A 20,499-nucleotide genomic window follows, 5' to 3' on the forward strand; every position below is an offset into this window, starting at 1 on the left:
TCTGGAAGGAGCGAGTGGTCAGCTGGAGAGTGCGCCGACCGTGACGGATACCGTGGCCGACTTTCCATCGCGCACAAAGGTGAGGTCGGCCGTCTCGCCGGCCGCGAGAGCGCGCACCTGGGCGGTGAGGTCGTTCGCGTCGGTGATGGGTAGATCGTTGAGGTTGGTGACGATGTCGCCCTTTCGCAGTCCGGCCTTCTCCGCTGCACCGCCCGCCGAGACCTCGCTGATCAGGGCGCCGACGGTGGCGCTCTCCGGGCTGCCGGCAGCGCTGGTGACACTGGCGCCGAGCAGACCGTGGCTGGCCGTGCCGGTGGCGATCAGTTCGTCGGAGATACGCTTGGCCAGGTTCGACGGGATGGAGAAGCCCACGCCGATGCTGCCGGCGGCCGCCGAGTCGCCGCCCGCGCTGGCGATGGCGACGTTGATGCCGATCAGCTCGCCCTTGGCGTTGAGCAGGGCTCCGCCGGAGTTGCCGGGGTTGATCGCGGCATCCGTCTGGATGACCGAGAGGGAGATGCTGCCGGTGGAGGGAGCCTGGGCCGGGCCGCCGTTCTGGTCGGGAAGGTCGAAAAAGAACGGGCTCTGCTCTTCGTCGGGTGCGGAGTTCTCGGGTGTCGACGGGGCAGCCGAGGAGGCGATGGAGATGCTGCGGTTCAGTGCGCTGACGATGCCGTCGGTGACGCTGCCGGAGAGGCCGAGCGGTGCGCCGATCGCGATGGCGCTGTCGCCGACGTTGAGCTTGCCGGAATCGGCCCATTTGATCGGCGCCAGGCCGCTCGCACCGTCCAGCTTGATCACGGCGAGGTCGGAAACCGGGTCGGTGCCGACAATGGTGGCGGCGTAGAGCTTGCCGTCACTGGCGGTGACCTGAATGCTGGCGTCGGCGGCGGCGCCGTCGAGGGTGACGACGTGCGTGTTCGTGAGAATGTAGCCGTCTTCGGACAGGATGACGCCGGAACCGGTTCCGCCGGAGCTGCCGTCGGAGGCGGCGATGGTGACGACACTGGGCGTGGCCTTGGCGGCGACCGCCGTAATCTGGTTGACGCTGTCGGTGTTGTTGACCACGACCGTGCTGGGGCCGTCGGCCTGGCTGGTCGGGATTCCGACGGTCTGGTTGGTGACCACGAAGGCCGTGACGCCGGCGCCGGATGCCCCTCCGACGAGAGCGCCGATGGCGAGGGCCGCGATCAGGGCGATATTACCCGAGCGGCGGGGCTGCGTGCGCGGGCCGCCGGGCTGGTCGGCGGCGTACCCGTTCTGACGGGCGTAGGACTGCGGCTGGGTATTCGGCGCGTAGGGATCCGAGGTGGTGCTTTCCGCGACCGGGTGACCGAAGGAATCCGTGGCGTACGCGCGCGCGGGCGCGGCCGAGGCGGAGGTGGGCTGGGCCGCGGTGGGCTGGGCCGGCGACTGTTCAGAGGCGGAAACCGTTTCGGGGATGACCTCGGTCGGCTTCTCGTCGCCGGGGGTGCCGCCGGAGGAGTGATCCGCAGAGGGCTGGGCCGTGGCGGAAGCCTCGCCGGCCGCATTGACTTCGAATGGGACTGCGTCGTCGGGATCGGGAGTGGTGCCGGGTGCCTGCGGATTGTCGGTCATGGTGTGCTCCTTCCAAGCATTTCCACCTTGACTCCTGAACCTGAACGAATGATCTGTGCAGCCTGGGAGCATTCAATGACGACGCCGTGACTTGCGCGGTGCCGGGTCGATCAACACAGTTAGCAACCCGGGCCAGCCGGGTTTGTCGTGCACTCGCGGTTGACGAGCACCGTCTGGGCATTCCCCACGATCACGCCGAGCGGGCTGGCCGAGGTCGACAGCGTACCCTGCACCGGCCGCCAGGCAAGGCCCGCGAAGCGATACTCGGCCGAGTACACCACCGCGACGACCACGGCATAGCTTCCCGGACTGGCGAACGCGTGGCTGGTGGCGGTGTCGGAGAATTCCGGGAGGCCCAGTGCCGCCCAGGTCGCGCCGCCCGAGTTCGTGCTTGCCTGGGCACCGTCGCCGTAGGACCAGCGGTAGCCGACCGGGGTGAAATGAACCTCCACCGGATATCCCAGCAAGGCGCCGGTACGGGAGTGCTCGGATGCCGACGCGATGAAGTTCGCGGGCAAACCCGCCACGCTCCAGCCGCGCGGTTCCATCGTCTGGGACGGCGCCGCGGGCTGGAAGTTGACCAGATCACTAACCCTCACCACGAGGTTCGGGTCGCACGGCGACCCCGGAATGCAGTTGACCGTGAAGTCGTCGCGCACGAACGCCAGCGGATCGACGACGGGTGCTGCACCGACTTGGCCGCCACCGGCGTTGCCGCTGCCGCTGCCGGAACCGGACCCGCCCGCCCCGGATCCCGCTCCGCCACCGGCTTCGTTCCCGGACCCCTGTCCCCCGCCGGTCTCGTACCCCGCAGAAAGGTCCACCCCGCCGTTGTTGATGGCTTCCCTTACATCAGGGCAGAGGCCGGCGATTGCCAGTTGGTAAGGACAATCTTGAGCCTCCGCTATTGCGGGCACCGCAGAAGAAAGGGAGAAAAGTGAGAGCATCAGCGCTGTCAGCAGAAGTTTGATCCGGACCATACCCGCGACTCCGCAATTTGCAAATAGTTACTGCTTTGTTCCGTGCCAATGAAAACAACTTCTAGGGGCAGCCGCAGTGGCCGGTCAGTTTTTGACACTGATGTTCCTAAGGAATCCACGATGTCACTTTTGGTCACATCGAGACAGACATAGACCTTTATTTCCCATTCTCCGTCGACGGTGATTTTCGTGGACTGGATGGCCATCGAGTCAAACGAAGTGGAACCGACTTGCTTCCAGCCTTGGTCATCGAATGATGCGGCAACGGATAGATTCTGCTTGTGAGCTTCTCCGGAGCTCAGGGATAGAAAAAGCTCCCGTGATGGTGATCCGGATTCCTCTGCTTCATCACCGGCAGCCAGATACGCCGCATAGGCTTCGGTGGCCGCAGCCAGAGCTTCCTCATCGGACGCGAAGACGGGGGCATCCGTCGGCGCGGTCGTCTCGGACGCCTGGGGCGCTTGGGGCTCCGGTTCGGGCGTGCAACCGGTCAGCGCGAGTGTGCCGAGCAGCAGCAGCGAGCTCAGAACGAGGAGGTCGCGCTGCACGGTCCGCATGCGGCCAACCTAGGGCATCCGGCGCAGCCCCGCTCGAACTTTCCACATGTCGTAGTTTGGAGCCATGCAGGTGACATCATGACAATCTCCGGGGCCTGGCGACGTACGGCCCGTGGGGCCGGCCTGCTCGCCGCGGACGGCACCGTCGCCGCGAGCATTTTCGCGGAGATGAGTGCCCTCGCCCTGCGCACCGGCGCCATCAACCTCGGCCAGGGATTCCCCGACGAGGACGGCCCTGCCGAGGTTCTCGAAGCCGCACGCCAGGCGATCTCCGACGGTGCGAACCAGTACCCGCCGGGGCGCGGCTTGCCCGTGCTGCGGGGCGCCATCGCTCGGCATCAGCACCGGTTCTACGGCCTGTCCGTCGATCCGGATACCGAGGTCCTGGTGACGGCGGGTGCCACCGAGGCGCTGGCGGCAACCGTTCTCGCACTGCTCGACCCCGGCGACGAGGTTGTCACGCTGGAGCCGTTCTACGACGCTTACGGCGGCCTGATCGCGCTGGGCGGGGGCATCCATCGCACGGTGCGCCTGCGGGCGCCCGATTTCCAGCCGGACCGCGACGAACTGCGCGCCGCCATCACGGACCGCACCCGACTGATTATCGTGAACAATCCGCACAACCCCACCGGGGCCGTGCTGCCGCGCGAGACCCTGGAACTCATCGTGTCCCTCGCACACCGTCACGACGCGCTCATCGTGACCGACGAGGTCTACGAGCACCTCACCTTCGGTGTCGCCCACGTGCCCGTCGCGACGATTCCGGGCGCGAGCGAGCGCACCATCACGATCTCCTCCGGTGGGAAGACGTTCAACACCACCGGCTGGAAGATCGGCTGGCTCACCGCCCCGTCCGCTCTTGTCACCGCAATCCTGGCCGTGAAGCAGTTCCTCACCTATGTGAACGGCGCGCCGTTCCAGCCGGCGATCGCGCGGGGCCTCGACCTGCCGGACACCTTCTACACCGGTGTCGCCGCCGACCTGCAGGCCAAGCGTGACGTTCTCGAGAGCGGCCTGATCGAAGCGGGGTTCACGGTCAGTCGACCTCAGGGGTCGTATTTCATCGTGGCGGATGCCGCGCCGCTCGGCTACCCTGACGGCGCCGAGTTCTGCCGGGTGCTGCCCGATCTCGCCGGGGTGGTCGCGGTTCCGATCGGCGCGTTCTGCTCCGCCCGTCACCAGTCCGAGTATGCCTCGCTGGTGCGATTCGCCTACTGTAAAAAAGTGGACGTGCTCGAGCGCGCCGCCGCCCAGCTGGCCGGTATCATCGCCCGTTAGCCGCCCGGCAGCCGCCGCTTTGGAGGTGCCGACAGGGGGTTCTAGTGCGCCAGTGCCGGGTAGTCCGTGTAGCCCTCGGCTCCGGCACCGTAGAAGGTAAGCGGGTCGGGAGCGTTCAGCGGCAGGTCCTTGAGCCAGCGCGACACGAGGTCGGGGTTGGCGATCACGGCACGGCCCACGACGACCGCATCCGCCAGTTCGTCGGCGATGATGGCCATCGCCTCGTCCCGGTCGGTGACCTCGCCGAAGCCGCTGTTCACCAGGAGCGGCCCAGCGAAACGGGCACGCAGCTGCTGCACCAGTTCGCCGGCCGGCTCGCGGTGCAGGATGCTCAGGTACGCAAGGCCCAGCGGAGCGAGTGCGTCGGCGAGCGCGCCGTAGGTGGCCAGAAGGTCGGCGGCATCCGTTTCGAGGGCATCCTGAATGTTGTGCTCCGGCGAGACCCGGATGCCGACGCGGCCGGCGCCGATCGCCTCGGCCACCGCGGTGACGACCTCGACGACGAAACGGGCCCGGTTCTGCGGGGAGCCGCCGTAGATGTCGTCGCGCTGGTTGGAGGCCGGCGAGAGGAACTCGTGCAGGAGGTAACCGTTCGCGGAGTGAATCTCGACGCCGTCGAGTCCCGCGGCGATGGCGTTACGGGAGGCCTGCACGAAGTCCGCGATCACGCCGGGGAGTTCGTCGAGTGTGAGGGCGTGCGGTACCGGGTAGGCGGCCTTTCCCGCGTAGGTGTGGGTTTCGCCCTGGATGGCGATGGCGCTGGGAGCCACGACCTCGCGGCCGCCGTTGGTGCCCTCGTGGGTGACGCGGCCCGCGTGCATTACCTGGGCGACCAGGCGCCCGCCGGCGAAGTGCACGGCGTCGGCGACGTTGGTCCAGCCGGCGATCTGCTCGGGGGTGACCAGCCCCGGCTGGCCGGGGAAGCCCTGACCGGCGTGGCTGGGGTAGGTGCCCTCGGTCACGATCAAGCCGAGCGAAGCACGCTGCTTGTAGTGCTCGACGACGAGGGGGCCGGGAACGCCCTCGATTCCGGACCGAACCCGGGTCAGCGGCGCCATGACGAGCCGGTTGGGCAGTTCCAGGTCGCCGAGGGATAACGGGGAGAAAAGATTCACGAATAGCTCTTTCTGTGGGTCAGGGTGTCGCCGGACGGCGCGCGCGCCGTCTCGGACAGGGGAAGCAGCTCCCCCTGGGGCCAACGGCCCTGCTCTCCCGCGCATTCCCCTCACCCGTCACGGTCGGGCAATCCACAGGAGCCGACGCACCGAACCAGCATTATGAGCACCATCGCCGAGACCCGGCCGACGACGTCGCCACGGAGCTTCCCGGCCCCGGATGCACCGACCCGGGAGGACCCGGACCGCACCGGATACTGCCCGTTCCCTCTGTCGTCCGACGCCCGGGCCTTCGGACTGACCACGAGCTCCATGCGGCTGCGCCAGGCAACGGTTTCGGTGCGGCACGGCCGCCGTACCGGGAGCGACACCGCGACCATCCTGCTGCACGGCGCCGCGGGATCCTGGACGACCTGGACGCCGCTGCTGGCCGCGGCCGACGCCTCCGGTCTCGGCCTGACCGACCTGATCATCCCCGACCTGCCCGGCTGGGGGGACTCGCCGCTTCCGGCGGCGGGACCCTCTCGTTCCATCGAGGCAACCGCTGCGGTGGTGGCCGAGATCGCCTGTGCGCTCGGCTACCGCTCCTGGACCGTGATCGGCCACTCCCTCGGCGGCTTCGTGGCACTCGAACTTGCCGCAAGCGAGACCCAGTCGACCGCGTTCGTCGGCCTCGTCTCGGCCACGACGTTCTCGGTGATCGACACCGTGCGGCACCCGGTCGCCCGGTTCGCCGCGCTGCCGGGGTACAGCGCCCTACTGCCGGTACTGCGGGCCGTCGCCCGGGCCGGGCGCGCCGGCCATGGTCTGATCCGCCTGCTCCACCGCACCGGGCTGCTGCGCACGCTGGCGGCGCCCCTGTTCCGCCGACCGGAGCTGCTGCACGAGAGCGTCATCGGGGCCCTTGCGACCGAGCTGCGCCCGCAGGCGTTCGCCGTGGCATCCGACCTCGCCGGAACCTACGATGCCAACCGCTGGGCCCGGATCGAGTGCGCCGTGCACGCAACCCAGGGTGACGCCGACATTTTCGTGGCGGCGACGGATGCGGCCAGGCTCCGCGCGGTCATCCGCGGCTTCGATCTGGTCACGGTGCCGGGCACCGGGCACTTCGCGCACGTGGAGAAACCGTATGAGACGCTGCTTCACCTGTTGCCGAACGGATGCCTGTCCCGGTCAGGCGTGTTCCCGCAGTAGTAGTCGCTGTGTCCTGGACGATCCCGCGGCACGGCTGTTTCCCTTGTCAAGCGGGTTCATAGCGACCAAACTGAGGATCAGTCCTGAGATCTGGTCACCCTGTGTGGCCGGCCTCTGAACAGCCCCACCGATTGAAAGCGGCTCCCCATGGGTTCGTTGACGTATGACAGGGTCACGGTCGAATTCGACGACCGGATATTGGCGCATCTCCAGATCGTGATCGTACAGAAACTCCGCCGGGGCGAAAGCTTCCTGCTCTCGTGGCGAAACGCCGCCGAAGCCGGAAACGGTCGCAGTTCCGCGTGGCTGCACCCGGCCATTCCCCTGTATTTCAAGTTCTCCGGCGGTCAGCCGCCGAGCATCAACCCGCTGTGGCTCGCCCAGCTCACCCGTTCCGCTAACAGTTCCCAGGGTCTGGTGGCCACCGGCGAGGAGCGGGCGATGGGTGAACCCGAACATCCGGAGCGCACCGACCGCGGTCATCGCCCGGATCAGAAATTCACGGTGCGCGCGGCGCCCGCCTCGCAGGACACCATCGCCACCGAACTCTGAGCTGGCTGCACGCTCAGCGGGGCACGACCGCGAAGCGGCGCAGGGCCAGCGAGGGATTGCGGGCGCGCACGGCTGTGAGGCGCTCCGACAGCACCCAGGCGACGGCGACATCCGTTGTCTCGCCGATGGTGACCAGTTCCACGCCCATCGGGTCGACCACCATGCTGTTGCCGACGCCCACCGGCGGGGCGTGGTCGGCGGCCGCCACGTAGACCGTGTTCTCCAGGGCGCGCGCTGTCAGCAGCGTGCGCCAGTGCTGTTCCTTCAACGGTCCCCGCACCCACTCGGCGGGCACCAGCACCAGTTCGGCCCCCGCGTCGACCAGGCGGCGCGTCACCTCCGGGAAACGGATGTCGTAGCAGGTCTGCAGTCCCACCCGCAGTCCCACCACCTCGAACGTCTCGGGTTCCTCCACGGCGCCAGGCCGCACCCAGTCCGATTCACGGTCGCCGAAGGCGTCGTAGAGGTGCAGCTTGCGGTACTTCGCGACGAGTTCGCCGGCCGGATCCACCGCGACGAGGGTGTTGAAGAAGCGGCTCGGGTCATCCGTGGCCTCCAGCATGCCGGCCACGACATGCACGCCGAGTTCTGCCGCGAGCGCGGCGAGGGCGGCCACGAAGGGGCCGTCCACAGGTTCGGCCGCGGCGACGAAGGAGGGCCCCAGGACCGGTTCGAAGAAAGAGGAGTACTCGGGGAAGACGACCAGCCGGGCTCCGCGGCCGACGGCCGTCTCGGCGAGGGCACGCATGGCGGCGAGATTCACGGCCGGCTCGCGGCCGGGGGCGAACTGGGCCACCGCAACCCCCAGGGCAGCCACAGGGCCGGAGCCAGCGCCGGCAGCTGCAGCTGCAGCGGGAGCAGGATCGCGCGTCTCGAGGGGATCGATCATGGCGTCAGCCTAGCCGCCGGCAACGCCTCGGCCGGGGTCGCGGCATCCGTTCCCCTCGGTCCGTACCGGTCCTGGGTTCCAGGGTTCAGCGGGGTGGCCTAACGTGTAGGCGTGTCTCCCCCTCCGCTGGTCTCCCGCCTGGTTCGCCCCGAGCCGCTGACCCTGCCCCTGCGCCGAACCGAAGGACTGGCAGCGATCCTCGGGCTGCTCGGCCTCCTCGTCTCGGCGGCCGGATCGTGGCGGCCCTCGTATTGGGGCGACGAGGCGGCCAGCGTGATGTCGGCGGAACGATCCCTGCCGGGGCTCTTCCGACTTCTGGACAACGTCGACGCGGTGCACGGCGCCTATTATCTGCTGCTGCACGTCTGGATCGGCCTCTTCGGCTCTTCGGAGCTGGCGACTCGCGGGCTGAGCGCCCTCTTCGTCGGCGTCGCGACGGCCGGCACCTTCGTGTTGGCACGCACCCTGATCTCCCACCGGGTCGGCGTGCTCGCGGCCATCGTCTTCGCGCTGCTCCCCCGGGTCACCTACATGGGCGCCGAAGCCCGTTCGGCCGCCGTCGCCACGGCCGTTGTGGTGTGGCTGACCGTTCTGCTGGTGCACCTGCTGCGGAGCCGCTATCAGGATCGCGCCACCCGCTTCGCGCTCTGGGCGGCTTACACCGCGCTCCTGGCCCTGGGAATCTACTTCTTCCTCTTTGTGCTGCTGCTGATCCCGGTGCTCGGCCTCGCCGTGCTGCTGATACCGCCGGAGGGCGACAGGTGGGCGGGCATTCGCGCCTGGACCCTGGCCACGGCCTCCGGGCTCGCCCTGGCTGCCCCCGTGATGGCGGCCAGCCTCCAGCAGCGCGATCAGATCGCCTTCATCGGGCGGCGCCCGCCGATCGCCGTGCTCACCGCCGCAGTGCACCAGTGGTTCGGCAACGTACCGCTGGCCGTTCTGGCGTGGGGTCTGATCCTGCTGGCGGTCGTGATGGTCTTCGCCGTGCGCGGGCGGCGGGCCGCACCAACAGCAACCAGGGCGGCCCTGGCGGTCATGCTGGCCTGGCTGATCGTGCCGAGCGCAGCGCTCCTGATCGGCACGCACCTCATCACGCCGATGTACTCGCTGCGGTACCTGTCGGTGGGTACGCCGGCGGCGGCGATCGCCATCGCCATGGGGATCGCCTGCCTCCGGCCGCTCTGGCCGCAGGCCGCCGCACTGGGCCTGATCACGGCTCTCATGCTGCCCACCTATCTCGACCAGCGCGGCGAGTTCGGCAAGAACTACGGCAGTGACCTGCGCCAAGCGTCCGAGGTCGTGCGGGCCGGCGCGCAGCCCGGAGACGCGGTCGTTTTCGACGAGAGCGTGCGGCCCTCCCGCAAGCCCCGCCTCGCCCTGCGGCTCTACCCGGCCGCGTTCGAGGGCCTGCGGGACGTCACCCTCGCGGTGCCGTTCGACGCCACCAACGACTTGTGGGACGTGGCTGTGCCGCTGGAGCAGGTGACCGATCGACTTACCGACACGAACCGGGTCTGGGTGCTGCAGAACCAGGCCAGTGGTGAGAATAGGCGGGGGGACAACATCCGCACCCTGCAACAACTCGGGTTCACGGTCGCCGAGTCGACCATGCTGAACCGCACGCAGATCATCGAAATGACAAGGTAGCCCCATGGCTCGGACTCTGATCATCATCCCGACCTACAACGAGCAGGGCAACGTCGCGTCGATCGTGGCCCGGGTGCGCGCGAGCGTGCCGGCGGCCGACGTTCTGGTCGTCGATGATTCCTCCCCGGACGGCACGGGGCAGTTGGCTGACGCGCTGGCCGCCACCGATTCCCAGGTGCACGCCCTGCACCGCTCCCGGAAGAGCGGCCTCGGAGCCGCCTATCTCGAGGCCTTCGCCTGGGGGCTCTCCCGCGGCTACGACCGACTGGTGCAGCTCGACGCCGACGGATCGCACCTGCCAGAGCAACTGCCGACCCTGCTCGAGGCCGCGGAGACGGCGGATGTGGTGCTGGGCTCCCGCTGGGTCCCGGGCGGAATGGTGCGGAACTGGCCGTGGCACCGGCGTCTGCTGTCGCGGGGCGGATCGGTCTACTCGCGCGTGCTGCTCCGGCTGCCCCAGCGAGACGTCACCGGCGGTTACCGCGTCTTCACGGCGCATGCCCTCCGGCGAATGGACCTCTCCGGCGTCGAGAGCCTGGGCTACTGCTTCCAGATCGACATGCTGCTGCATGCGGTTCGGGCCGGGCTCAGCGTTGTCGAGAAGCCGATCACGTTCGTGGAGCGCACCGTCGGTTCCTCGAAGATGAGTGCCGCGATCGTGGCCGAGGCGATGGCCCGTGTCACGATCTGGGGTCTCACCGGCAGGAACGCTCGCCGCGTTGCCGCGTCTGCACCGACATCCCTGCCGCGTGCCCGCTGACCGGACCCGCACGCCGCCCCATGGGCGTGACTTCTGGTCAGAGTGACTATAAGATGAATCCATTCAGTTAGAGTCACAATGACCTTTACTTGGGGAATGACAGTGGATGCGCGAATAAACACCCAGCTTGAGGCGACCCTCGCCGTGTCGACGGTCATTTTCGCCCTGCGGCCGGATCCGGAATCCGGCCACTCGACCCTGTGGCTGCCGCTTGTACGCCGCACCCGGGAACCCTACCTCGGCCAGTGGGCGTTGCCCGGCGGCGGCCTGCGGGCCGATGAGCGCCTGGCCGGCGCGGCCGCGCGCGCCCTGCGCGAGACCACGGGCCTGACCCCCAAGTACCTCGAGCAGCTCTACACCTTCGGGGATCCGGGGCGTTCCCCCGGCGGCCGGGTCGTCTCGGTCGTCTACTGGGCGCTCGTCGAGTCCGGTGAGGCGGCGCTGGCCGTCGAGGACGAGAACGTGCGGTGGTTTCCGGCCGACCACCTGTCGCCGCTCGCCTTCGACCACAACCTCATCGTGGAATACGCCCTCTGGCGCCTGCGCACCAAGGTGGAGTACTCCCGCATCGCGCACGCGTTCCTAGGCGAGACCTTCACGCTCGCGCAGCTGCGCGAGGTGCATGAGGCCGTGCTGCAGAAGGCCCTTGACCCGGCCAACTTCCGCCGCACGATCGAGGGGTCAGGCACCGTGGTCGACACCGGCCAGCGCGTGGCCGGCGTACCGCATCGGCCGCCCCGCCTCTACCGCTACAACGATTCCGTTCATGCCACCGCTCCGGGTGCGCTCGAGCCGGCCATCGGCTGAGCATGACTCTTCCTCCCAGCACCCTCCTGCTGGCCACCGCTTGTCCGACTATCGCTTTGTATGATTATCGAGGAGTAACCGCATGACCATCGCATCGGTCGACCAGACCATTCGACTCATCAGCACGGGAGCTGCCGCCGGCAGCACGTGCAGCCCCGACCTGCTCACTGCCCCGTGGGAGTTTGATTCCGGCACGCCGGGCTACGGCCCGGGGTCGTCGATGGGCGATGTCATCCCCACCGGGTCACCGCGGCAGGGTGAGCTGCCCGAGGTCTACCGTCGCGCGTCGACGGAGGAACTCGGCGACCGCATCCGTACCGCCAAGGCCACGCTCGGCGACCGGGTCGTGGTCCTCGGGCACTTTTACCAGCGCGAGGAGGTGTTGGCGCACGCGGACTTCGTGGGCGACTCCTTCCAGCTGGCGCAGGCCACGAAGAGCCGTCCGGATGCCGAGGCGATCGTCTTCTGCGGAGTGCACTTCATGGCCGAAACCGCCGACTTGCTTTCCACGCCGGAGCAGGCGGTCATTCTGCCCAACCTCGCCGCCGGCTGCTCGATGGCCGATATGGCCGATATCGACTCCGTCACCGACTGCTGGGAACAGCTGGAGGACCTCTACGGCAGCGAGCAGGGCGTCGACGGCCGCGTGCCCGTGATCCCGGTCACCTACATGAATTCCTCGGCCGCGCTGAAGGCGTTCTGCGGCGAGCACGGCGGCATCGTCTGCACCTCCTCCAACGCCGAGACCGTGCTCGAGTGGGCCTTCGCCCGCGGCCGCCGCGTTCTCTTCTTCCCCGACCAGCACCTCGGCCGCAACACCGCCAAGGCGATGGGGGTGCCCCTCGAGCGGATGCCGATGTGGAACCCGCGCAAGGCCCTCGGCGGCAACACGGCCGAGGAGCTCGAGGCCGCCCAGGTCGTGCTCTGGCACGGGTTCTGCAGCGTGCATAAGCGCTTCACGGTGGACCAGATCACCGCGGCCCGCCAGTCGCACCCGGACGTGCGCGTGGTCGTGCACCCGGAGTGCCCGATGGGCGTCGTCGACGCCGCCGATTCCTACGGCTCGACCGACTTCATCAAGAAGGCCATCGAGGCAGCCCCGGCCGGGTCCACGTTCGCCATCGGCACCGAGATCAACCTGGTGCAGCGGCTCGCCGCACAGCACCCCGAGCACACCATCTTCTGCCTCGACCCGGTGGTCTGCCCCTGCTCCACCATGTACCGCATCCACTCGGGCTACCTGGCCTGGGTGCTCGAAGCGCTGGTCGGCACCGCGGACCGCGCGCCCGAGGTGCTCAATCGAATCCAGGTATCGGGCGAGGTTGCCGGCAACGCCCGCGTCGCCCTCGAACGGATGCTTTCCGCCAAGCCGCCCGTCTCCATCGAGGCCTGACCGTGACCCGCGTGCTCGTCGTCGGCAGTGGGCTGGCCGGACTCATCGCCGCGGTGCGTGCGACGGATGCCGGCCACCAGGTCACCCTCGTCACGAAAGCGGCCCTGCCCGACAGCAACACCCGCTGGGCCCAGGGCGGGATCGCCGCGGCCATGTTCCCCGATGACTCGGTCGAGTCACACGTACAGGACACCTTACGCGCCGGGGCCGGACTCTGCGACCCGGTCGCAGTGCGCGTGCTCTGTTCCGAGGGGCCGGCTCGGGTGCGGGACCTGATTCGGTTCGGTGTGGACTTCGACCGCGACGAGTCCGGGGTGACCCGCGGACTGGAGGCTGCCCACTCCCGCTCGCGGGTGCTGCACGCCGGCGGGGACGCCACGGGCGCAGCCATCGAGGCTGCCCTCGTGGCGACGGTGCGTGAACGGGCCGCCCGCTCGCTGCGGGGCGTGGGCGCCCGCCTGCGCGTGCAGGAACACACAATGCTGGTTGATCTGACCGTGCAGGACGGTCGCGTGACCGGGGCTGTCCTCCTCGGGCCCGACGAAGCACTCCGCACGATCCCCGCCGACACGGTGATCCTGGCGACCGGCGGTGCCGGCGAGCTCTTCCCGCACACCACGAACCCGGCTCTGGCGACGGGTGACGGCGTGGCCGCCGCGTGGCGCGCGGGGGCATCCGTCGCCGACCTCGAGTTCTACCAGTTCCACCCGACCGCGCTCGCGGTTCCCGGTACCCCGCTGGTCTCCGAGGCGGTGCGCGGGGAAGGCGCCGTGCTGCGAAATGCGTCGGGCCACCGCTTCATGCTCGACCTGCACCCCGATGCGGAACTCGCCCCGCGCGACATCGTGGCCAGAGGCATCGCCCGGGAAATGACCAGGCAGGGCAGCGAACCGGTGCGACTGGACGCCACCGGTCTCGGCCGCGAACTTCTCGAGCGACGCTTCCCGACCATCACCGCGGCCTGCCGTGCTGCCGGCCTGGACTGGGCCGTCGAATCGATCCCGGTCGCCCCGGCGGCGCACTACTGGATGGGCGGGGTGCTCACGGATATCTGGGGCCGCACCAGCCTGCCCGGCCTGTTCGCCGTGGGTGAAGTGGCCCGCACCGGCGCCCACGGCGCCAACCGGTTGGCCTCCAACTCTCTGCTCGAGGCGGCCGTGTTCGCCGACCGGGCCGTGCGCGCGCTGCGCCTGCCGGTTCGGGTGTCGGCGGGGGTCTCGGTCGTGACCGGCTCGACCACCGGGGGGTTGCCTGCCGGCGTCGACCGTGACGCGGTACAGCAGCTGATGTGGGAGTGCGCGGGAGTGCTGCGGAGTGGGGAGAAGCTCGCCGAGGCATCCGTCACCCTGACCGACTGGGCCACCCGTCCGACGGGCCCGGACGAAACCACTGCACCTAATATGCGGGTTCGGGCATATGAAGACGCCAACCTGCTCGACCTGGCGCGGGTCACCGTGGCTTCCGCCCTGGCCCGGGAGGAATCGCGCGGCGCACATCACCGCTCCGACTACCCCGACGGCCGGCCCGAGCTCGCCCGCACCGTCGCCTGGACCCGCACCGTCGCCTGGACCCGCGGCACAGCCCCGGACACAGCCGACGGCATGCGGAGCACCCTGAATCTGGACCACCCCACTGAGGCCGAGGAGGCCATTGCATGCTGACCATGAACGCCATCGACACCGTCGTGCGCGCCGCGCTCGAGGAGGACGCCCCCTGGGGTGACCTCACCTCGCAGGTGCTGATCCCCGCCGACGCCGCCGCGACCGCGCAGCTGGTCGCCCGGGAATCCGGCGTCTTCAGCGGTGGTGCCGTGTTCGCGGCGGCCTTCCGACTGACCGACGCGCGCATCGTCGTTCGGATGCTCGTGGCCGACGGCACCGTCTTCGACGCCGGTGACACCCTGGCGGAAGTGTCGGGGTCCGCCCGCGGCATTCTGCAGGCCGAGCGCATCGGCTTGAACTTCGTGCAGCGCATGAGCGGGATCGCCACACTGACAGCGCTCTACGTGGCCGAGACGGCCGGCACCCGCGCCCGCATCGTCGACACCCGCAAGACCACCCCGGGCCTGCGTGTGCTGGAACGTGCCGCGGTGCGCGACGGCGGCGGCCACAACCACCGGTTCAGCCTCTCCGACGCGGTCATGGCCAAGGACAACCACCTGGCCGTGCTCACCGCGGGCGGCCTGAACCTCACCGAAGCGCTCCGGCAGGTGCGCGACCGCATCTCCCACACCACGCACCTCGAGGTGGAGGTGGACCGGATCGACCAAATCGAGCTTGTGCTTGCCGCCGGCGTCGACACGATCATGCTCGACAACTTCAGCCCCGACGACCTGCGCGAGGGCGTACGCCTCACGGGCGGCCGAGCACGCGTGGAGGCCAGCGGCGGCGTCTCTCTGCTGACCGTGCGCGGCATCGCCGAGACCGGCGTCGACATCATCTCGGTCGGGGCCATCACGCACAGCGTGCGCTCCCTCGACCTCGGCCTCGACGTCGTCATCCTCACCGAGGGCTGAGCGGTCCGGCCATGATCTATCTCGACAACGCCGCGACCACCCCGGTGCGACGGGAAGTTCTCGAGGTGCTCTGGCAGCAGCTCGCGGGCCGGTTCGGCAACCCATCGAGCCACCACCGAGTGGGTGAGGCCGCGGCCGCCGCGCTGGCCGAGGCGCGGGCCATGGTCGCGGGCGTGCTCGGGTGCCGGTCGGCCGACGTGGTGTTCACGACCGGCGGCACCGAGTCCGACAACCTCGCGATCAAGGGCATCGCCCTGGGCGCCCCACGCGGCCGTCACCTCATCACGACGCCGATCGAGCACGAGGCGGTACTCGAATCCTGCGACTATCTGCGCCGCCTGCACGGCTTCGAGGTGACGCTCCTGGACCCGGATGCCTCCGGCCGGGTGGATCCGGAACAGCTCCGCGCCGTGATCCGCCCGGATACCACCCTCGTCTCGGTGCAGTACGCCAACAACGAGGTCGGCACCGTTCAGCGGATTGCGGAACTATCGGCCATCGCCCAGGGCGCCCGCGTGCCGCTCCACACCGACGCCGTGCAGGCGGCCGGCTGGCTTTCGGTCGACGTGGGGGCTCTCGGCGTCGATGCCCTGAGCCTGTCGGGCCACAAACTCGGCGCACCTCCCGGCATCGGGGTGCTTTTCCTGCGCGGCCGCATCGCGGTCGAACCGGTGCTGCACGGCGGCGGTCAGGAGCGCGGGCGCCGCAGCGGAACGGAGAACGTACCCGGGGCGCTGGCACTGGCGACCGCACTGCGCCTCGCCGAGGCGGAACGCGCGGAGGCAGCGCCCCGCATCACCGCGCTGCGGGATGCCTTCATCACCACGGTTCTGAGCGGCACACCGTCGGCCCGGCTCACCGGCCACCCGACGGAGCGTCTGCCGGGCACCGCCTCGTTCGTCTTCCCGGGCACGAGCGGCGAGGCGGTGTTGCTCGAACTGGAACAGCGCGGCATCGTCTGCTCGAGCGGGTCGGCCTGCGCGGCCGACAGCGACGAACCGTCCCACGTGTTGACCGCTCTGGGCATCCCGGCTGAGGTCGCCCAGACCGCCGTGCGGTTCACGCTGGCATCGACGACCACAGCAGCGGATGCGTCTGAAGCGGCCGCATCCGTTCAGGCCGCCGTGGGCACCGTCCGCAGTCTCGACCGAGGCTGACCTGCCGGGGCTTCAGGCGCGGCTTCGCGCGCGTGACGCGCGCGTGACGCGCGCGTGCACGCGCGCGCCAGAAACCGAACTTACTGCGAGTTGTCAGACAATTTCCGAAGGTTTCGTTCCTCGCGGCGAAGATGCCCCCGATCAGCTAATCTGCTGACGGCGACCGACCCTGGACCACTGACTGCGCGTCCCTTGACGTGCGGCCGTCTGGCCAGCGCCCTAAGGTTATAGCTAAGAGGCGATAAGCCCAAGGTGGGCCGCCAAAAAGGGACACAATGACAATAATCGACAAACCAGTCACCGAGTCACTTGCCACTCAAATTGACTCTCTGGTTAAAGCCGCTCAGGTCGCGCTTCTGGATTACGCGAACTTCACGCAGGAACAAATCGACCACATCGTTAAGAAAGCCTCGGTGGCTGCTCTCAGCAAACACGCCGAACTTGCCGTTCACGCCGTAGCCGAAACCGGCCGTGGCGTATTCGAAGACAAGGCCGTTAAAAATCTTTTCGCATGCGAGCACGTTACGAACTCGATGCAAAACCTTAAGACCGTCGGCGTTATCAGCCGAGACGACATTACCGGCATTACTGAGATCGCCGAGCCGGTCGGCGTGATTTGCGGTGTGACCCCCGTTACGAACCCCACCTCGACCGCGATCTTCAAGTCGCTCATCGCGCTGAAGACCCGCAACCCGATCGTTTTCGGTTTCCACCCGGGCGCCCAGCAGTCTTCTGTGGCCGCAGCGCGCGTCGTGCGCGACGCCGCCATCCTCGCCGGTGCACCGGCAAACTGCATCCAGTGGGTCGAAACGCCGTCCCTCGAGGCCACCAGCCTGCTGATGAACCACCCGGGCGTCGCAACCATCCTCGCCACCGGTGGCAACGCCATGGTCCGGGCCGCGTACTCCTGCGGCAAGCCCGCCCTCGGCGTCGGCGCGGGCAACGTTCCCGCCTTCATCGAGAAGAGCGCCAAGCTCAAGCGTGCCATCAACGACGTCGTGCTCTCCAAGTCCTTCGACTATGGCATGATCTGCGCGTCGGAGCAGGCCGTCATCATCGAAGAGCCGCTCTACGCAGAAGCCATGGCCGAGTTCAAGATCCTGCACACCTACCTGGTCACCCCGGCCGAGAAGCTTCTCCTCGAGGACTACATCTTCGGAGTCCAGGCCAACTCGACCAACTGTGGCGAGGCCAAGCTCAACGCCGCCGTCGTCGGCAAGTCGCCGGTCTGGATCGCCCAGCAGGCCGGATTCACCATCCCGGCCGACACATCGATCATCCTGGTCGAGGTCGCCGGAGTGGGACCGCACGAGCCGATGACCCGCGAAAAGCTGGCACCCGTTCTCGCCGTGCTGCATGCCAAGGACGCTGAAGAGGGCATTTCGCTCTCCGAGCAGATGGTTGAATTCGACGGCCTCGGCCACTCGGGCTCCATCCACAGCGAAAACCCGGCCATCATCGAAGAGTTCGGAACCCGCGTCAAGGCGGTCCGGATCATCACCAACGCTCCCAGCTCGCTCGGTGGTATCGGTGACATCTACAACGCGTTCATCCCGTCGTTGACGCTCGGCTGTGGCTCGTACGGACACAACTCCGTCTCGAACAACGTCTCCGCGATCAACCTCATCAACGTCAAGCGCATCGGCAGAAGGAACAACAACTTGCAGTGGTTCAAGGTCCCCGCCAAGACGTACTTCGAGCCGAACGCCATCCGTTACCTGGCGGACATGCGCAACGTCGAACGTGTCACGATCGTGACCGACTCGACCATGACCCGCCTCGGTTTCGTCGACAAGATCCTCGACATCCTGAACCGGCGCGAGGGCCGCGTCGCACTGCAGATCATCGACAACGTGCTGCCCGAACCGACCGTCTCAGCGGTCGAAAAGGGTGCCGCCGAAATGCGGGCCTTCAAGCCTGACACCATCATCGCCCTCGGCGGCGGCTCGCCGATGGACGCCGCGAAGGTCATGTGGCTGCTGTACGAACACCCCGAAATCGAATTCTCCGACATGAAGGAAAAGTTCTTCGACGTGCGCAAGCGCGCGTTCAAGTTCCCCGACCTCGGCGAACTGGCCAAGCTCGTCTGCATCCCCACCACTTCGGGCACCGGTTCGGAAATGACCCCGTTCGCCGTGATCACCGACGAAGTCACCGGAGTCAAGTACCCGCTCGCGGACTACGCCCTCCTGCCGACCGTCGCGATCATCGACCCCGTGCTCACGGCCATGATGCCGTCGTTCCTGGTTGCTGACTCGGGTTTCGACGCTCTCACGCACGCCACCGAGGCCTACGTGTCCGTCTACGCGAACGACTTCACCGACGGCCTCTGCCTGCACGCGATCAAGCTGATCTTCGAGAACATCGTGACCAGCGTCAACGGCACCACCGCGAGCACCGACGGTGAGGTCATCAAGGCCCGCGAGAAGATGCACAACGCCTCGTCGATCGCCGGTATGGCGTTCGGCAACGCGTTCCTGGGTATTTGTCACGCGATGGCTCACGTCACCGGCGCGCAGCTCCACCTGATCCACGGCCGGGTCAACGCGACCTACCTGCCGCACGTGATCCGTTACAACGGCCTCATCCCCACCAAGCTCACCAGCTGGCCCAAGTACGAGAGCTACATCGCCCCGGAGCGCTTCCAGCAGATCGCGAAGCACCTCGGCCTCCCGGCGTCGACCCCGGCGGAGGGCGTCGAGTCCTACGCCCTGGCCGTGGAGAAGCTGCGCGACCTGGCCGGCATCAAGCCGTCCTTCCAGGCGCAGGGTGTGCCGGAGGAGGACTTCATCAGCCGCCTCGACAGCCTGGCCATGGGTGCTTACGGTGACCAGTGCGCACCGGCCAACCCGCGCATGCCGATGCTCGACGACATGCACACCATCATGGAGGCCGCGTACTACGGCACCTCTTTCAACGAGGTCCGCGCCGGTCGCGCGGCCGTCGAAGCAGTGGCACCGGCCGAAGAAAAGAAGTCGGCCCGCAAGGCAGGCAAGTAGCCGTCACCGCCTGATTGGCTGGGGAACGGCCCCGCACCTGTTGGTGCGGGGCCGTTCTCGTGTACGGCCCACCCTGTGGCAGGAGCGAGCCTGGTCACAGTCAGTTCAGAGCCAGCGCGCTGCCACGGGGGTCTCCCCCGCATCGGAAGTAACGCCCGATCGGGCACGGCCGGCGGCCCAGGCGGCCAGGTCGGCGAGCGACCCCGTGACCTGGTGGGCGGCATCCGGATCGCCGTAGCCTGTGTGCGTCGAATCCGTCGCGGTGAGCCGGCGGCCCGTATCACCCCGGGAGGCCCAGGCACCGACGATCTCGCCGAGAAGCCGCTCGAGAGCCTCCTCCGGCAGGTCCCGGAAGCCGGCACCGTGGTTGAGGTCGACGGCGTGGATCCAGAGTTCGCGGGTGCGCATCCAGACCGTGTCCCGCAGCGGCACCATGGCACCCTGCCCGTTCCTGACCGGAACGACCCAGCGGTCGTCCGCCAGCGCCAGCCAGCGTCGGTCCAGGTCGGCGGCCGAGTCCGCCCAGGATTCTCGGAGCGCGTCGGGACTGAGGATGCTGCCCGCGGCGATCTCCGCATTCCGCGCCTCCATCGAGGCATACATCACCGTCTCGGCTCCGGTGTCGGCCCACTGTGCCAGCCGTCCGATCGCACGGGCGTTGGACGCGACGTGCGCGACGACCTGGCGCCGGGTCCAGCCCGGCAGCAGGGAGTCCCCGTCGAGTTCATCGTCCGTGAGCCCCTGCAGTTCGCGACCGAAGAATTCCGTGCCCCGCCGGGCGAGGTCCAGCGTCAACCGGCGTGCAGAAAGCTCAAACGGATCGTGGGGTGCGCTCACGGGGCCCCTTTCTCGGGTCAACGCGTATGGTCCCTACGCTATACGGCGACCCACCCTCCCCAACGTTCCCGCGACGCTGGTCGAGCCTGTCGAGCCCGGGACCGAGACTAGGGACCAGGGACCGGGGCAACATCGTCGGCCTGGGACCAGGGGCCAGGGACCCCCTATCCGTTCTTCCGTTCGACCGCGTCCGTCATCCGGGTGCGGGACTTGGTCACGT

General features: G+C 68.3%; 17 protein-coding genes. 11 read left to right on the top strand and 6 right to left on the bottom strand.

Annotated features, from left to right (window positions below; translation table 11 throughout):
- Positions 1–18 precede the first annotated feature (18 nt).
- From CXY81_RS02785 to CXY81_RS02795, 3 genes are all read right to left on the bottom strand, one after another.
- Complete coding sequence (locus CXY81_RS02785; protein ID WP_104193891.1) at positions 19–1,599, bottom strand: S1C family serine protease; 1,581 nt, start codon at positions 1,597–1,599, stop codon at positions 19–21.
- A gap of 119 nt (positions 1,600–1,718) precedes the next feature.
- Entirely contained in the window at positions 1,719–2,579 is an 861-nt protein-coding gene (locus CXY81_RS02790; RefSeq protein WP_146067596.1) for a hypothetical protein, read from the bottom strand.
- Positions 2,555–3,136, bottom strand: a complete 582-nt coding sequence (locus CXY81_RS02795; protein ID WP_104193893.1) for a hypothetical protein — start codon at positions 3,134–3,136, stop codon at positions 2,555–2,557. Before CXY81_RS02795 ends, CXY81_RS02790 begins: the two co-directional genes overlap by 25 nt.
- A gap of 78 nt (positions 3,137–3,214) precedes the next feature.
- Here CXY81_RS02795 and CXY81_RS02800 point away from each other — a divergent pair, with 78 nt between their 5' ends.
- Positions 3,215–4,414 (top strand): aminotransferase class I/II-fold pyridoxal phosphate-dependent enzyme, encoded by a 1,200-nt coding sequence (locus tag CXY81_RS02800; RefSeq protein ID WP_104171569.1) that lies wholly within the window; start codon positions 3,215–3,217, stop codon positions 4,412–4,414.
- A 41-nt stretch (positions 4,415–4,455) separates the two neighbouring features.
- Here CXY81_RS02800 and CXY81_RS02805 read toward each other — a convergent pair whose 3' ends face one another.
- Entirely contained in the window at positions 4,456–5,529 is a 1,074-nt protein-coding gene (locus CXY81_RS02805; RefSeq protein WP_104171568.1) for an alkene reductase, read from the bottom strand.
- A gap of 162 nt (positions 5,530–5,691) precedes the next feature.
- Between CXY81_RS02805 and CXY81_RS02810 the strand changes: the two genes are divergently transcribed.
- Both CXY81_RS02810 and CXY81_RS02815 read left to right on the top strand, forming a co-directional pair.
- Positions 5,692–6,723 (top strand): alpha/beta fold hydrolase, encoded by a 1,032-nt coding sequence (locus tag CXY81_RS02810; RefSeq protein WP_104193894.1) that lies wholly within the window; start codon positions 5,692–5,694, stop codon positions 6,721–6,723.
- A 147-nt stretch (positions 6,724–6,870) separates the two neighbouring features.
- The gene (locus CXY81_RS02815; protein WP_233191304.1) at positions 6,871–7,275 is read left to right on the top strand and encodes an ATP-dependent DNA ligase; all 405 of its coding nucleotides are present in this window, start codon (positions 6,871–6,873) and stop codon (positions 7,273–7,275) included.
- 13 nt (positions 7,276–7,288) lie between these two features.
- On the opposite strand, the gene CXY81_RS02820 is transcribed toward CXY81_RS02815, so the two are convergent.
- Entirely contained in the window at positions 7,289–8,164 is an 876-nt protein-coding gene (locus tag CXY81_RS02820) for a carbon-nitrogen hydrolase family protein (RefSeq protein ID WP_104171566.1), read from the bottom strand.
- Positions 8,165–8,275: 111 nt separating this feature from the next.
- On the opposite strand from CXY81_RS02820, the gene CXY81_RS02825 reads away from it, so the two are divergent.
- The 8 genes from CXY81_RS02825 (at position 8,276) to adhE (ending at position 19,442) form a co-directional block, all read left to right on the top strand.
- On the top strand, positions 8,276–9,811 hold the full coding sequence (locus tag CXY81_RS02825; RefSeq protein WP_104193895.1) for a glycosyltransferase family 39 protein: 1,536 nt from the start codon (positions 8,276–8,278) through the stop codon (positions 9,809–9,811).
- A 4-nt stretch (positions 9,812–9,815) separates the two neighbouring features.
- Positions 9,816–10,571 carry a polyprenol monophosphomannose synthase gene (locus CXY81_RS02830; RefSeq protein WP_104193896.1) on the top strand — a complete coding sequence of 252 codons (756 nt, stop codon included), beginning with the start codon at positions 9,816–9,818 and terminating at the stop codon, positions 10,569–10,571.
- Positions 10,572–10,667: 96 nt separating this feature from the next.
- Positions 10,668–11,378 (top strand): NUDIX domain-containing protein, encoded by a 711-nt coding sequence (locus CXY81_RS02835; protein ID WP_104193897.1) that lies wholly within the window; start codon positions 10,668–10,670, stop codon positions 11,376–11,378.
- Between the two features lie 82 nt (positions 11,379–11,460).
- Positions 11,461–12,771, top strand: coding sequence for a quinolinate synthase NadA (gene nadA, locus CXY81_RS02840; RefSeq protein WP_104193898.1), 1,311 nt, complete (start codon positions 11,461–11,463; stop codon positions 12,769–12,771).
- Positions 12,772–12,773: 2 nt separating this feature from the next.
- Positions 12,774–14,432, top strand: coding sequence for an L-aspartate oxidase (gene nadB, locus CXY81_RS02845; protein ID WP_104193899.1), 1,659 nt, complete (start codon positions 12,774–12,776; stop codon positions 14,430–14,432).
- Complete coding sequence (gene nadC / locus CXY81_RS02850; RefSeq protein WP_104171560.1) at positions 14,426–15,286, top strand: carboxylating nicotinate-nucleotide diphosphorylase; 861 nt, start codon at positions 14,426–14,428, stop codon at positions 15,284–15,286. The genes nadB and nadC overlap by 7 nt, the downstream gene beginning before the upstream one ends.
- A gap of 11 nt (positions 15,287–15,297) precedes the next feature.
- On the top strand, positions 15,298–16,443 hold the full coding sequence (locus CXY81_RS02855) for a cysteine desulfurase family protein (RefSeq protein WP_104193900.1): 1,146 nt from the start codon (positions 15,298–15,300) through the stop codon (positions 16,441–16,443).
- 275 nt (positions 16,444–16,718) lie between these two features.
- Entirely contained in the window at positions 16,719–19,442 is a 2,724-nt protein-coding gene (gene adhE / locus CXY81_RS02860; RefSeq protein ID WP_104171558.1) for a bifunctional acetaldehyde-CoA/alcohol dehydrogenase, read from the top strand.
- A gap of 105 nt (positions 19,443–19,547) precedes the next feature.
- On the opposite strand, the gene CXY81_RS02865 is transcribed toward adhE, so the two are convergent.
- The gene (locus CXY81_RS02865) at positions 19,548–20,279 is read right to left on the bottom strand and encodes a maleylpyruvate isomerase family mycothiol-dependent enzyme (RefSeq protein WP_104193901.1); all 732 of its coding nucleotides are present in this window, start codon (positions 20,277–20,279) and stop codon (positions 19,548–19,550) included.
- Between the last annotated feature and the right edge of the window lie 220 nt (positions 20,280–20,499).

The organism is Cryobacterium sp. M25 (assembly GCF_002929635.1).
In the GTDB taxonomy this organism is placed as follows: domain Bacteria; phylum Actinomycetota; class Actinomycetes; order Actinomycetales; family Microbacteriaceae; genus Cryobacterium; species Cryobacterium sandaracinum.